Raw genomic sequence first — 14,354 nt, 5'->3', positions numbered from 1 at the left:
TTCCTCGTTATTCCGCAGCCTCTAGGCCGTCACTTCCCAGTATCGGCAGCTGCACTTCAAACACCGCACCACCGTTCGGGCTGTTGCGCGCGGTCAGACGACCGCCATGGTCGTTCACGATCCCGGACGAGATGGCAAGCCCCAGTCCGACCCCGTCGCCAGGCTGCTTGGTCGTGTAAAACGGCTCAAACAGGTTTTCGATGTCTTCGATCCCGTGCCCGTTATCCCTTACAGTCAACACCGCTTTGTCACCGGCAGCCAGAATTATTTCGACGTCTGGCTCTGATACTGATTTGGTGGCGTCCAAAGCATTGCGCAAGAGGTTCACCATAACCTGCTCGATACGCATCCGATCACCCATCGTGATCACGGGTTCTTCGGGCAATATCTGAGTGATCTTGACCTGTCGTTGGCGCAGCTGAGGTTCCATCATCGACAGGGCCGAGGCTAGCGCTTCACCAAGATTTACAGGGGAAAACGCATCTGCGCCCTTGCGCGCATAAGACTTGAGCTGCCGGGTGATGGCGCCCATCCTCTCGATCAGGCCATCAATTCGACCAAAGCTCGCCAAGGCTTCTTCCGGACGGTTCCGGCGCAGCAAAAGTCTTGCCCCTGCCAGGTAGGTTTTCATTGCAGCCAGAGGTTGATTCAGCTCATGGCTGACGGCAGCCGACATTTCCCCCAACGCGGCGAGTTTCGAGCTCTGAGCAAGCGTTTGTTCGGCGACTTCCAGCGTTTTCTCGACCCGTTCACGTTCAGCAATTTCCCGCTGTAGTCTTGCGTTCAATGCGCGAAGCTCTGCCGACTCGCGTTGGAACAAAGCCATGCGGAACGTCGCCCGACGGCTCAGCGCATAGAACGCAAGCGCCAAGAGAATCGCAAAGCCCATAATTTCCAAGGCGATGACGCTGTTGACCTTTTCGCGGATCGACGAATACGTCGTGAACGATGTCATCTTCCAACCCCGGAACGGAATACGCGTTTCCAGCCGCATAACCGCCTCGCCCTTCAGGTACGCATCCGGGGGCAAAGCCGTCCAGTCGGTGGTCGCCCGAATTGCGCGCTCAATTGCACCCTCAGGTGGCTGGCGTTGCATTGCTGCGGTTTCTTCCAGCCCCCGCCACTTGGGCTCGGTCGATAGAATGATCGTCCCAGTACTGTCTGCAACCATGACCGCGTCCGAAATACCGGCCCAGGCGCGTTCGAACTTTTGCAGATCAACCTCAACGACGATAACACCCAAAGTGTCCGAGCCGGCATCCATGCGCCGCGAATAGACAAAGCTGTAACCACCCGCCTCTTTCTGGATTACAGAGAAGATTGTTGAATTGGCTCTGACCGCATCCACGTAATAAGGCGAATTTCGGTGCGCTTCGCCTAAACGGTTTCTGTCCGTTGCAGCAACGGTCCGGCCATCCCCATCCAACAGCATCAGAGAGGCCGCGCCGATTTCTTCGACAAACGATATAAGTCTTTGTGTGGAAAGCGTATAATCGCTGGATTGAAGCGCAGAGATCAGCGTTGGATCGCGCGACAGCAATTGCGGAACGATCGAGTTTCTGCGCAGCTCGCTCAGCAGGTTCCCGGAATACAAAGCCAGCCGCAGTTCAGCTCTGTTACGTGTCGATTCAGTGAACCGATCCGTCAGTAAACGGTTCGTCACCCATATCGTCGCGACGGTAGCGATCAGCAGGATCGAAACCGCTATGCGCAGGCGCCAACCGAGTGGCGCCCCGCGGAAAGGTTTTGTTAAAAAAGACCAGTCTGAATTGGTATCGGAACTCATCCCCGAAAACTACGCGGGCCGTTCCGTAACCTCAAGTCACGCCGGCGCAAGAACGCCTGACAATGCGCGGAACAATGCCGTCCCATCCGTGCCGCCATGGCCATGATCCGCTGCCCGTTCTGGATGTGGCATCATCCCGAGAACGCGGCGGTTTTCCGACAATATCCCGGCAATGTCCCCGACAGAGCCATTTGGATTCTCGGTATAGGTGAACGCGATCCTGTCTTGATCCTGAAGTGAGGACAATGTCGCGTCATCGGCAAAATAGTTTCCATCATGATGTGCAATCGGCACGCCGATCACGTCACCTGCATTGTACCCTTGGGTAAAGGCGCTGTCGCTGGTCTGAACCTTCAGGCCTACAGTTTTGCAGATGTACTTCAGCCCCGCGTTCCGCAGCAATGCGCCGGGCAAAATTCCGGTTTCGGTCAGAATTTGGAAGCCGTTGCAAATTCCAACGGCATAGCCGCCGCGTTCTGTATGTTCGACCACAGCCTTACAGATCGGAGAATGAGCAGCGATCGCCCCACAGCGCAAATAATCGCCATACGAGAACCCACCCGGAACTCCGACAATGTCGACCCCATCCGGCAAAGCCGCATCTTTGTGCCAGACCATATCGACCTGAAACCCGGCCTGTTCGAAGGCCACTGCAAGGTCCCGGTCACAGTTTGAACCGGGGAAAACGATGACGGCTGCGCGCATATGCGGACCCTCCTACGAGATAAAATCGGTTACCACGGCGACGCCGGGCGGCGTTGGGTGGTCAAAGGCGGCGAGTTCCTCGCTCACCTCATTCAGTGATATTTTACGTGTCACCAACGGGCTCAGGTCGACATTGCCCCCGGATATCAGCGACAACAAAGACGGATAACGCCAGCTTGGCATACCGCGGGTGCCGTAAATGGCCAACTGGCCGGAATACAGTGCGTCCATGGGCAAGGACATGTTCGTATGCTGCCCGGCTGGCATTCCGATCTGGACCATACGGCCCAGCTTGCGCAGGGACTTCATGGCGGCAACTGTCGTCGTTTCAAAACCCAAAGCCTCGATCGCGACGTGGGCGCCGCCGCCCGTGATCTCTTTTACAGCTTCAGGTGCATCCATTGTCGCGGCGTTCACGACCGCATCCGCTCCAAGGCTTTTGGCATAGGCTAGCTTTTCGTCGACAATGTCGACCACAACCACCCGTGCCCCAAGCGCTTTCCCCAGCAGCAGGGTCGAGATCCCTACACCACCCCCGCCAAAGATGGCCAACCACTCACCGCCCTGTATCTGCGCGCGGCCGATCAGGGCTTGCCATGCGGTCGTCACGCGACAGCCCAGAGCAGCCGCAATTTCAGGCGCCATGGTTTCCGGCAGAACTGTCAGGTTCGCATCGGCATGCGCGACAGCAATGTATTCAGCAAACGCTCCGTCACAGGTGAAGCCCGGGACAACTTGTTTTGAGCAGATCGTTTGATGCCCTTGCGCGCAGTCAGGACAATGACCACAAGCCAGAATGAAAGGAGCGATCACCCGGTCGCCGACCCTCCAGCGGTCAACCCTTGCCCCAACGGCGATGACTTCGCCGCAGAACTCGTGGCCTGGGGTCATCGGCAAAACAACATCCGGGTCCGAGCCCGACCACGCATGCCAGTCTGACCGGCACACTCCACAGGCCAGTACCCGCACAACAACGCCGTCTTCGCCCGGTTCCGGATCGGGAACCGCCATCAGCTCAAGAGGCTGACGGTAAGTGATCAGACGCGCTGCCCGCATCAGGTTAAACCAGTTCGATCTCGTAGCGTTCGATCACGGTATTTGCCAACAGCTTTTCGCACATCTCGGTGATATCAGCTACGGTTGCACCATCGGACAGTTCCAAATCAATGACCTTGCCCTGACGAACCCCTTCGACCTGATCAAAGCCCATGGCACCCAATGCGTGGCGTACCGCCTCGCCCTGCGGGTCAAGAACCCCATTCTTGAGCATCACATGCACACGTGCTTTCATTCCTGCAACTCCAACCATTGGCCTGGAATTCAGGCCCTGTTCCGTTGCGCGGGGGATAACGCGACAAAAGGCTTTCGACAACCCTTGTCTTAACGCAGTTTGCCGCAGGAATGGGCGCGAATGGCACAAAAAAACGCCACTCAACCGAGTGGCGTTTTCATAGCAGAATTTTCGGACCAGCGATCAGTTGATCAACGTAGGCTTTGTCACGTTGGTTTGGGGCAAAACACCCAAACGGCGCGCGACCTCGGAATAGGCATCCGTCAGGCTGCCTAGATCGCGCCGGAACACGTCCTTATCCAACTTCTGCCCGCTTTCGATGTCCCACAGGCGGCAGCTGTCGGGGCTGATTTCGTCCGCCACGATCAAACGCTGGAAATCGCCCTCGAACACGCGACCGATTTCGATTTTGAAGTCGACCAGACGGATACCTACAGCCAGCATCATGCCGCTCATGAAGTCGTTCACGCGCAGCGCAAGGCTCAAGATATCATCCATGTCCTGCTGACTTGCCCATCCGAACGCTGCGATGTGTTCTTCGGTCACCAGAGGATCACCCAGTGAGTCGTCTTTGTAGCAATATTCCACGATCGGACGCGGCAATTGCGTACCTTCGGCGATCCCAAGACGCTTTGACATGGACCCGGCAGCATAGTTGCGCACGATAACCTCAAGCGGCACGATCTCGCAGCTTCGGACCAGTTGTTCGCGCATATTCAAGCGGCGAATGAAATGAGTCGGCACACCGATCTGGTTCAGGCCCGTCATGAAGAACTCGCTCAGGCGGTTGTTTAGAACACCTTTGCCGTCAATGACGTCTTTCTTTTCCGCATTAAAAGCGGTGGCGTCGTCCTTGAAATACTGCACAATTGTGCCCGGCTCGGGGCCTTCGTACAGAATCTTGGCCTTGCCTTCATAGATTTTCTTGCGACGCGCCATAAGCGACCCTTCCAGACTGACGAGCGGGGGATTTCCCTGCTTCTTGGCGCTCTCATAGTCCAAGGCCCCGGTTCCCGCAAGTTCAGTAGACCGAGAGGGTTTGACGCAGCGCAAATCCCTTGCACCTGAGAGATGCAATAGTCATATCATGAATCAAGAAGATGTAATCCAAGAGGTCCCCAACCAATGACCACGTTTGACGAACGCGAAAACGCTTTTGAAGCCAAGTTCGCTCATGATGAGGAAATGCAGTTCAAAGCTCAGGCGCGCTGCAACAAGCTTTTGGGCCTATGGGCCGCGGAAAAGCTGGGTAAAGCCGGTGCCGACGCCGAAGAATATGCGAAAACTGTCGTGATCGCGGACATGGAAGAAGCCGGGCACGAAGATGTCGTCCGCAAAGTTTCGGGCGATCTTGGTGCTTTGTCCTCTGACGACGAGATTCGTGCCAAAATGGCCGAGCTTCTGCCCGAGGCCAAAGCGCAGGTTTTGACCGAGGCTGAATAAGGTCAAAATGCCCACCTCATGATCTTCATGAGATTTATGAATTTGATTTGATGCCCCGGTCGTGAGACACGGGGCGTCTTAGTTTTTATCGTCTGTGACGACTGTTTTGGAAAACTTGAATGACAAACGCGCTTAGTAAACTCCTGGAAACCAAAGACGCTATACTGGCCGACGGTGCTACGGGAACAAACCTTTTCAATATGGGTTTGCAATCGGGTGACGCTCCTGAACTTTGGAATGTTGATGCACCAGATAAAATTCGCGCATTGTATCAAGGCTCAGTTGACGCAGGCAGCGATCTTTTCCTGACCAACACGTTTGGCGGTACAGCTGCGCGTTTGAAATTGCATGACGCGCATACACGGGTCGGGGAACTGAACCGCATTGGCGCTGAACTTGGACGCGAAGTGGCCGACAAGGCCGGTCGGACCGTTGTTGTTGCGGGTTCTGTCGGTCCCACAGGTGAAATCATGGAACCTGTGGGTGCCCTGTCCCACGCAGGTGCGGTTGAAATGTTCCAGGAACAGGCCGAGGCCCTCAAAGAAGGCGGGGCTGATGTTCTTTGGTTGGAAACCATCAGCGCGCCAGAAGAATTCCGCGCAGCTGCCGAAGCCTTTGCAATGGCTGACATGCCCTGGTGCGGAACCATGAGCTTTGACACGGCTGGGCGCACCATGATGGGTGTAACCTCAGCAGATTTGGCGCAGCTGGTCGAGACGCTGCCAAACCCACCGCTGGCTTTTGGCGCGAATTGCGGGACTGGTGCATCGGATATCTTGCGCACGGTGCTGGGCTTTGCCGCTCAGGGTACCGAACGCCCGGTGATTTCCAAAGGCAATGCGGGCATTCCAAAATACGTCAATGGCCATATCCACTATGACGGCACGCCTGAGTTGATGGGCCAATATGCTGCAATGGCCCGTGATGCGGGCGCCACCATTATCGGCGGTTGCTGCGGCACAATGCCGGATCACTTGCGCAAAATGCGCGAGGCGCTGGACACGACCGAGCGTGGCGCGCGTCCGACATTGGATCAGATCACGGATGCGCTGGGGCCGTTTTCCTCGGCTTCAGACGGGACCGAAGAGGGTGCCGCGCCCGAACGCCGAACACGTCGCCGTCGTCGCGCTTAACGATCAGCGCCCCTCGAATTTCGGGGGGCGTTTTTGCATGAACGCAACCACACCTTCTGCGAAATCGCGTGTCCGTCCGCACTCACCCTGCAAATGCGCTTCGATCTCTAACTGCTGCGGCAGTGATTTTTCGTACGTCCCACGGATCGCTTTTTTGATGGCACTGAACCCCGCGGTCGGGCCTTTGGCTAGGTATGCGGCGCGCTGGCGCCAGTGTGCGTCGAACGCGTCATCGGCAACGGCTTCCCAGATCAGGCCCCAATCGTCGGCCTGTCGGGCGCTGATTTTCTCAGCAAACAGGGCGGCACCCATTGCTTTGGCAAACCCCATCTGTCGGGGCATGAACCACGTCCCACCCGCATCAGGCAGCAAACCCAATTGCGCAAAAGCCTGCATGAAATAGGCGCTTTCCGCCGCAATCACGATATCTGCGCTAAGTGCGAGGTTGGCACCCGCACCGGCAGCAGGCCCATTGACCGCGGCAATTGTAGGAACCGGACAGTTGTAAATCGTTTCGAGCATGGGCTCATACTCATCCCGCAGCGTACGCTCCAGATCGATTTTTCCCGTGCTCGAAGCATCACCCAAGTCCTGACCCGAGCAAAACGCCTTCCCTGACCCGGTCAGCACGACCGCGCGTGCATTTTGCGCCGCGTGTTTCATCGCATGGGTCACTTCGGCCCTCATCTGCGCGGTCATGGCGTTCATTTTGTCGGGCCGATTCAACGTCACAACAGCCAGATCGTCCGCGATATCAAGCAGAAGAGTTTCGTAGTCCATTTGCGCCTCCCCCGGGGTCAGTCTTTGAGGTGACCCTGACGCAAACTGACCATAAGGGAAAGACCGACCAAGGGTCAGTCTTTGAGAATTTGCTCTAATCGCTTCTTTTCGGCGTCGCTGAGCGTATCGGATTCACCCGAATGTTCCGCATTTGACCGCTTTCGTAGAAAGTTCCACCCCATCGCAGCCGCGATCAACAACATGATGGGCCCGGCCAGCCACAACACAATGTTGGACCCGGACACGCTTGGTTTCAGCAAAACATATTCGCCATAACGGGCGACGATGAAATCTATTGCTTCTTCGTCGGTATCCCCAGCAACAAGGCGTTCGCGTAGCAAAAGGCGCAGATCACGCGCCAGATCGGCATTGCTTTCGTCAATGCTCTCGTTCCGGCAAACGAGGCAACGCAAACCGGTGCTCAGATCGCGGGCGCGCTGTTCCAAAGCTGGGTCGTCCAGGATCTCGTCAGGCTGTACTGCAAAAACCGGCGAAGCGATCAACGCCAGGATCAAGATCAGGCGCTTCATTCCGCGGGCACTCCGCCAGCAGGTGTCTTGCGCGCACCAGCCGCAACACGGAACCTGCGGTCAGACAAGCTCAGGCAACCGCCAAGGGCCATCAGGATACACCCGCCCCAGATCCAATTGGCCAACGGCTTGATGTAGGTTCGAATGACCCACCCACCATCGGCTTGCTGGTCGCCGATCACGACATACAAGTCGCGAAGGAATTTATAGTCGATCGCTGCCTCGGTGGTGGGCATGCGGGCAACCGGGTAATCCCTTTTCTCGGGGTGCAGCGAACCGATTTGGCGTTCGTTCTGCTCAACCCGAACATCAGCCATAGTCGAAAAGTAATTCGGCCCTTCGACCCGGCGCACATCTTCAAGCGTAAGAGTGAACTGACCAACTGTAAAAGGCTGGCCGGGTTGCGCGACACGAATGTCTTCCACTTCCCACGCGGTCAGCCCGGCGATGGCGAACATCGTCACGCCAAGCCCGCTATGCGCGACAGCTTTACCCCAGTCTGCACCCGGCAACCGGAACAGGCGTTGCAGGTTTCCTTTTCGCCCGGTGCGGCTCCACAAGTCCACGATTGCGCCGAAGGTGATCCAAGCGCCAAGGAACAAACCGACAGGCCCCAACGCGCTGCGTCCTGTTTGCATCGCCCAGACCAACAGGGCCAGCGCAACGGCAAGTATGAAGGCATAACGCAGCGAATGAACTGCTTTCCCGATCTTTCCGCGCTTCCACGGCATCATCGCTCCAACTGGCAGAACAATACCCAGCGCGATCATGAACGGTGTAAACGCCGCGTTGAAAAACGGAGGACCAACCGACAACTTCCGGTCAAAAGCCATCTCGGCCACCATGGGCCAAAGCGTGCCAAAGAATACAACGAAACAGCTGACAGCCAGAAGGATGTTGTTCAACACCAACGCGCTTTCGCGGCTGACCATTCCGAATACGCCCTTGGCTTCCATCGCCTGGGCACGCGCTGCAAACAAGGTCAGTGCACCACCGATGAAAACGACCAGAATTAGCAGGATGAAAACCCCGCGTTCAGGATCGTTGGCAAAGGCATGAACCGATGTCAGCAAGCCTGAGCGAACGATGAACGTACCAATGAGTGAAAAGCCAAAGGCGATGATCGCCAACAGAATGGTCCAGCTTTTCAGAGCTTCGCGTTTTTCAACCACAATGGCCGAATGCAACAAGGCTGCGGCGAGTAGCCAAGGCATGAACGACGCGTTCTCGACCGGGTCCCAGAACCAGAAACCACCCCAGCCAAGCTCGTAATAAGCCCACCACGACCCAAGCGCGATCCCGATCGTTAGGAACACCCAAGCCGCCAACGTCCAGGGTCGCACCCAACGGCCCCACGCTGCGTCCACGCGTCCTTCAATTAAGGCCGCGACGGCAAAGCTGAAGGCCATGCTCAGGCCGACATACCCCAAATACAAGAACGGTGGATGGAACGCCAAGCCGGGGTCTTGCAGCAGGGGGTTAAGGTCCTGACCGTCAAAGGGGGCAACGACCAGGCGATCAAATGGGTTAGAGGTGAACAGAATAAACGCATAGAACGCGACACCCACAGCTGCCTGGACCGCAAGGACCCTCGCCTTGAGAGTAGGTGGCAATCCCGCCCCAAATATCGCTGCCATCCCGCCAAATAATGCGACGATGAGAACCCACAACAGCATCGAGCCTTCGTGGTTCCCCCAGGTACCACTGAACTTGTACAGCATCGGTTTGGCGGAATGGCTGTTTTCAACCACCACCCGCAGAGAAAAATCCGAAGTCACGAACGCCCACACCAACGCGCCAAAAGAAAACGCCACCAATGCCAGCTGGGCAATCGCGGCCGTTTCCCCGAATGTCATCCAGCCCGACCAACGTTTGGCGGCCCCGATCAACGGAACCACCGACTGAACGATCGCAACAAGAAATGCGAGAATAAGGGCGAAGTGTCCAAGCTCTGTAACCATGGCTTGGGATATAGTCCTGTAGGGCGTCGATCACCAATAACTTTCGCCTCAACGGACAGCACAAAGTGTCGCGGGTTATGCCCTCCGTTCACGCCGCCAGTCTTCCAGCGCTGGATTAGAGTCCGGTTTGGTAACACTTTCCGCCAAAACAACATCCGTGCCAGTATCGGCAGTGCCGACAAACTCTGCCCGCAAATTCTGGAGTGATTGCAGGTTTTGCAAAACCATCGGTACGCGTTCAATCGAAGTTCCGATCTCGCGTTGAAAATCCTGCATTTTTGCCTGATGACGCGCGCCGAAATAGAATGAAACAATCACCCCAAGAAGCCACCACAAAGGCTCTGGCACCAATGCAATTCCCTGCATGCGGGATGCAAACCACAACGGGTCCACCATCGCCGCTACAAACAAGCCCAAGGTTCCCAGTGCAAGTGCAGGTCGGGGCAAACGGTTCAAACCATCTATGAACCGGTCATAGACACCTTTTCCGGCATGGTTGAACTCGGCGCTGAACTGCAACAGCGCTTGTTGGCGCAACGACAAATCCCGCTGGGCACCTTTTTCAGTGTTTTCGCGAAACACTTCTGCGGTTTCGCGGACGACGTTACGACCATCGCCAAACAAGAAACTTAGGAAACCTGAAATCAATCCCATCCCGAAACCCTTTGTCTAAATTCCGCTTCACTAAGGTGATACTTTTCCGAGATGAACTCCTCTGCCCGCCGTATCCACCCGCCCTTTCCACCGGCCCGTGTCCGGGCATATTTTCGAGAGTTCGGTCGCCGGTCTGCCAAACGGAAATAGTAGTTTCGACGCGCAACCCCATAAGCATCCCTAAGCGACATGGGATGTGGCTTGGACGCGTCAGCACAGGCCTGGGCTGTCTGCGGGCCGATCATACCGTCAACGACAACCGCAAAACCCATATCTTTCAGCAGTTTTTGCAGTATTCGAACGGCCTGATTTCCGGCGTTTACGTACATATCGAATACCGACGGTTGCGCTGCCTTCGGCAGAAGATCGAGCCGAGGTCGGTAGAAGTAATGCGATACGAAAAGTCCCACGGCCTGAGACTTGCTGAGCATTTCAACATCGGCCGCCGTGACCTGCCCGTCGCCGGTTAAATCCAAACCCAATCGCCGCATCGTATGGATTGTCACGCCATATTTCGTTGCCCCACCCGGGTCGTCAGGATCATCAACAAACCCGCCTTCCCGCGATACTATTTCATTGGCCAATTGCCGGACTGTATGCATTGAAACCTCTGTGTTGAGCCGCACAAAGGCTGAAAGAAAAGAATTAAAGTGCTCCAACAGAAACGGGCGCTGCCCTGTTCAAAAAGGCAACGCCCTAAAAAAACAAGTTTTCTAGCGGATCAGCCTTCGTCGGCCTCTTTGTAAACACCCTGCTCTTTCAAGGCGTCTACGACCTCTTTCGGCATGTAGGTTTCATCGTGTTTCGCTAGTATTTCAGTGGCTTCAAACACGCCGTTTACGTAGCTGCCCGTGCCCACCATACCTTGGTTTTCAGTGAACAGATCCGGCAAAACGCCGGTAAATGCTACAGGCACGCTTTCTCCGCCGTCGGTTACAACGAAACGAACCGTTTCGCCCTGCCCTCGAACGATCGAACCTTCTTCGACCAGACCGCCAATCCGGAACACTTCGGTCGGCTTAGGAGGTTCAGCGATGACTTCGCTTGGTGAACGGAAGAAATTGATCCCGTCCTTTAGCGCGATGCCAATAAACGCCGTCGAGGCTACAAGGGCGACAACAGCCACCAATATGATTTGGACGCGACGGCGTTTCTTGAGCGTTTTCATGTCATCCTCACGGAAACAGAGGGGCCATCATCAGGCCAGCGGTTTCAGTTTCACCTAACATCAGGTTAGCATTCTGCAAGGCTTGCCCACTGCTACCTTTTGTCAGGTTATCCAATGCACCGATCACTATGGCGCGACGTTCGATACGGTCGCCGACTACGCCTATGTGGCAATAGTTCGAGCCGCGAACATGATGGGTCGACGGCGTCTCACCAAAAGGGAGCATCTGGATAAATGGTTCGTGCTCATAGGTTTTCGCCAGTGTATCATAGACGCTGGCTGGGTCACCTTTGACGTAAGTCGTAGCAAGAATCCCGCGATTGGCGGGTACAAGGTGAGGTGTAAACTGAACATGCACCGGACGCCCGGCTAGGGCTGAAAACTCCTGATCGAATTCGCCCAGATGACGGTGCGTTCCGCCAACAGCATAGGCGTTGTAGCCTTCGCTCAACTCGGCGTGCAGCAGGTTTTCCTTGAGCGACCGGCCCGCGCCTGACACCGCGCATTTCAAGTCCAGAATGATATCGTCCAGGTCAATTACACCCGCTGTGATTAGAGGTCGAAGGACGTATTGTCCGGTTGCTGCGTTACAGCCCGTTCCTGCGACCAGCCGCGCGGCGCGGATGTCTTCGCGGTAGAATTCAGTCAGACCGTAAACCGCCTCGTCCTGCTGATCCAAAGCGGCGTGGGCGTTCCCATACCACTTTTCGTACTCGGCAGGATCGTTCAGTCGGAAATCTGCGGACAAGTCGACGATCTTCAAGTTTCGGGGAAGGTCACGAATAACCTCCTGGCTGGTTTTGTGCGGTAAGGCGCAAAAGCACAGGTCAATCTGCGAAAAGTCGATCTCAGAGATTTTGCACAGGTCTGGCAGTTGCATGTGGCGCAGATGGGGAAAAACCTGCGCCATCGATTGGCCAGCTTTTCTTTCAGCCGCAAGAGCCCTGATTTCCATATTCGGATGTTCGGCGATCAGCCGCACCAACTCGACCCCGGTGTAACCGGACGCGCCTAAGATTGCGATTTTGTGGGTCATGTCAGACCTCTATTCTAGTGTGCCACATGATTTGACCGCCTATGCGACGGTTTTTGAACTACGGGAACGGATGGACGTCGTCCTTGACCTAGGTCAGACCGCTTTGAAGGTGATCTTTCGTCGGAGGAACTGCGTGGCCCGGTCGCTTACGACATCGGGCTTTCCTGTCGTCAGAAATCCGCCAGCGCCCTGCCCTAACATATTTGGGTGGCGCTTTAGATAGTCTCCAAGGCTTTCGGCAACCAAGTCTCCCTGGCTGAAAACCTGAACTTCATCTCCCAACGCCTGCTGGAACGTTTCGGCCATCAGCGGATAATGCGTGCATCCCAGAATAGCAGCCTGAGGCTCGGGCATCTTGCGCTTGAGCGCATCAACGTGACTGCGCACCAAGGCTTCGGCCAAGATCATGTCGCCGTCTTCGATCGCATCGACGACCCCACCACAGGCCTGTGCTTCGACATCAACGCCGATCGCCCGGAACGCAAGTTCACGTTGAAACGCTCGACTTGAAACAGTCGCAGGTGTGGCGAACAAGGCTACGTGTTTCACGGCCACTTCGCGCGGCGGGCTGTTGTCACCCCATTGCCGTTCGGTCAAAGCTTCGATCAGCGGAACGAACACGCCCAACACGCGCTTGCCTTCTGGAACACCTTCTTCCTGCATACGGCGCAACGCCGCCGCACTGGCCGTGTTGCAGGCCAGAATCACCAGATCACACCCACGGGACCATAGATCATTTACCGCGCCGCGCGTTAATCCGTAGATGTCTTCAGCATCACGCACACCGTATGGCGCATGCGCACTGTCCGCATAGTACAGAAAATCCACCTCAGGCAGATGCTTCTGCGCGGCGTCCAATACGGTCAGACCGCCCAGCCCTGAATCAAAAATACCTACTGCCATTTGCCCCTTCAGGCGCGATGCCGTTCCTCGAATTCATAGCCGTAATCATAAGACTTCAACGGCTTCGGAGACAGCTCATACGTGGCTTTGCGAAGGAAATCCATCATCTTGCGCGTATCCTTGGCCAAAGGATCCAAGACGTCGCGGTCGATCGGATTTCCAATCACCACTTTAACCGGCGTATCGACGCGTTTTTTGAACTCTTTTATCAGCAGGCCCATCCGCAGCGTGTTGTGCAAATGACTGGCGATCTGAAACAAGCGCGACGTATGACCGTCAAAAAATACTGGAACGACGGTCGCGTTCGATTTTGCCACCATCCGGGCGGTGAAACCGCGCCAACCCGGGTCCATTGGATACGAGAAGGGTTTCACACCTGTACTGACAGTTCCGCCGGGGAATATTCCAATGGCGCCACCATCGCTCAGATAGTTCAAGGCCGTTTTCCGTGTCTCCAGGTTTTGCTTCATTGCCTCTTTTGTTTCATCGAACGAAATCGGCAGGATAATTTTGTTCAAGTCCTCGGCTTTTCTAAACACGTGGTTGGCCAGAATCCTGAAATCACCACGCGCTTGCGACAGGATATGCCCCATCATCATCCCATCCAGAATCCCATAAGGATGGTTGGCGATCAGAATAAGCGGCCCGGTCTTGGGAATATTCGACAACGAACCGCTGACGATATCCAATGAAAGCCCATACCGCTCGACCATAACGGCCCAAAAATCGCGGCCCTGAGCGACCTCTTCTTCGTACCCGTCAGCACGTTTAATCAGACGCATGCGGCCCGTCGTGTTCTCCATCAGCTTGATGACCATTCTGCCGCCTTTTGTCTCGGCGGAATAGGCATACGAGATGTCACGTGCGACATGGCGGCGCGAGGGCATTGGAGTCTCCAGATATTGTGCCTGCAAAATAGGTGTAAGAGACGATTTTGCCTAGTGATCGTGACAGAGTTGTGACG

16 protein-coding genes are annotated in these 14,354 nt (G+C 55.8%); 2 read left to right on the top strand and 14 right to left on the bottom strand.

From position 1 onward, the window contains the following. Window positions 1–7: 7 nt before the first annotated feature. The 5 genes from ACR0BD_RS15520 to purC form a co-directional block, all read right to left on the bottom strand. Window positions 8–1,786, bottom strand: a complete 1,779-nt coding sequence (locus tag ACR0BD_RS15520) for a sensor histidine kinase (protein ID WP_480831763.1) — start codon at window positions 1,784–1,786, stop codon at window positions 8–10. Between the two features lie 36 nt (window positions 1,787–1,822). Continuing rightward, a complete protein-coding gene (gene purQ / locus ACR0BD_RS15515; protein ID WP_480831761.1) occupies window positions 1,823–2,491 on the bottom strand; it encodes a phosphoribosylformylglycinamidine synthase subunit PurQ in 669 nt (222 codons plus the stop codon). Window positions 2,492–2,503: 12 nt separating this feature from the next. After that, window positions 2,504–3,547: a zinc-dependent alcohol dehydrogenase family protein gene (locus ACR0BD_RS15510; RefSeq protein ID WP_480831759.1), complete on the bottom strand. Its 1,044-nt coding sequence runs from the start codon at window positions 3,545–3,547 to the stop codon at window positions 2,504–2,506. Window positions 3,548–3,551: 4 nt separating this feature from the next. Further along, window positions 3,552–3,782, bottom strand: coding sequence for a phosphoribosylformylglycinamidine synthase subunit PurS (purS, locus tag ACR0BD_RS15505; RefSeq protein ID WP_480831757.1), 231 nt, complete (start codon window positions 3,780–3,782; stop codon window positions 3,552–3,554). Window positions 3,783–3,965: 183 nt separating this feature from the next. Continuing rightward, window positions 3,966–4,721 (bottom strand): phosphoribosylaminoimidazolesuccinocarboxamide synthase, encoded by a 756-nt coding sequence (gene purC, locus ACR0BD_RS15500; RefSeq protein ID WP_480694953.1) that lies wholly within the window; start codon window positions 4,719–4,721, stop codon window positions 3,966–3,968. Between the two features lie 186 nt (window positions 4,722–4,907). On the opposite strand from purC, the gene ACR0BD_RS15495 reads away from it, so the two are divergent. Beyond that, entirely contained in the window at window positions 4,908–5,225 is a 318-nt protein-coding gene (locus ACR0BD_RS15495) for a DUF1476 domain-containing protein (RefSeq protein ID WP_480693415.1), read from the top strand. Window positions 5,226–5,344: 119 nt separating this feature from the next. Then, window positions 5,345–6,358, top strand: coding sequence for a betaine--homocysteine S-methyltransferase (bmt, locus tag ACR0BD_RS15490; RefSeq protein ID WP_480831755.1), 1,014 nt, complete (start codon window positions 5,345–5,347; stop codon window positions 6,356–6,358). Between the two features lie 3 nt (window positions 6,359–6,361). Here the strand turns inward: bmt and ACR0BD_RS15485 are convergent, their stop codons facing one another. The 9 genes from ACR0BD_RS15485 to ACR0BD_RS15445 all read right to left on the bottom strand — a co-directional run bounded on the left by ACR0BD_RS15485 (window position 6,362) and on the right by ACR0BD_RS15445 (window position 14,277). Beyond that, window positions 6,362–7,138, bottom strand: a complete 777-nt coding sequence (locus ACR0BD_RS15485) for an enoyl-CoA hydratase-related protein (protein WP_480831753.1) — start codon at window positions 7,136–7,138, stop codon at window positions 6,362–6,364. Window positions 7,139–7,212: 74 nt separating this feature from the next. Then, window positions 7,213–7,668, bottom strand: coding sequence for a cytochrome c-type biogenesis protein (locus ACR0BD_RS15480; RefSeq protein WP_480831751.1), 456 nt, complete (start codon window positions 7,666–7,668; stop codon window positions 7,213–7,215). Then, window positions 7,665–9,629 carry a heme lyase CcmF/NrfE family subunit gene (locus ACR0BD_RS15475; protein ID WP_480831749.1) on the bottom strand — a complete coding sequence of 655 codons (1,965 nt, stop codon included), beginning with the start codon at window positions 9,627–9,629 and terminating at the stop codon, window positions 7,665–7,667. Before ACR0BD_RS15475 ends, ACR0BD_RS15480 begins: the two co-directional genes overlap by 4 nt. 75 nt (window positions 9,630–9,704) lie before the next feature. Then, the gene (locus ACR0BD_RS15470; protein WP_480831747.1) at window positions 9,705–10,283 is read right to left on the bottom strand and encodes a holin family protein; all 579 of its coding nucleotides are present in this window, start codon (window positions 10,281–10,283) and stop codon (window positions 9,705–9,707) included. After that, window positions 10,274–10,885: a holin-associated N-acetylmuramidase gene (locus ACR0BD_RS15465; RefSeq protein ID WP_480831745.1), complete on the bottom strand. Its 612-nt coding sequence runs from the start codon at window positions 10,883–10,885 to the stop codon at window positions 10,274–10,276. The genes ACR0BD_RS15470 and ACR0BD_RS15465 overlap by 10 nt, the downstream gene beginning before the upstream one ends. A 119-nt stretch (window positions 10,886–11,004) precedes the next feature. After that, window positions 11,005–11,451, bottom strand: a complete 447-nt coding sequence (ccmE, locus tag ACR0BD_RS15460) for a cytochrome c maturation protein CcmE (RefSeq protein WP_480693408.1) — start codon at window positions 11,449–11,451, stop codon at window positions 11,005–11,007. Between the two features lie 7 nt (window positions 11,452–11,458). Further along, window positions 11,459–12,487: an N-acetyl-gamma-glutamyl-phosphate reductase gene (gene argC / locus ACR0BD_RS15455; protein ID WP_480831743.1), complete on the bottom strand. Its 1,029-nt coding sequence runs from the start codon at window positions 12,485–12,487 to the stop codon at window positions 11,459–11,461. Between the two features lie 93 nt (window positions 12,488–12,580). Next, window positions 12,581–13,390, bottom strand: a complete 810-nt coding sequence (locus tag ACR0BD_RS15450; RefSeq protein WP_480693406.1) for a glutamate racemase — start codon at window positions 13,388–13,390, stop codon at window positions 12,581–12,583. An 8-nt stretch (window positions 13,391–13,398) separates the two neighbouring features. Continuing rightward, entirely contained in the window at window positions 13,399–14,277 is an 879-nt protein-coding gene (locus ACR0BD_RS15445; RefSeq protein ID WP_480831741.1) for a lysophospholipid acyltransferase family protein, read from the bottom strand. Window positions 14,278–14,354 lie beyond the last annotated feature (77 nt).

The organism is Ruegeria sp. G5, from assembly GCF_056533365.1.
Note: the sequence above shows the minus strand (reverse complement) of the source record. Positions and strands in the feature narration are given on the sequence as shown.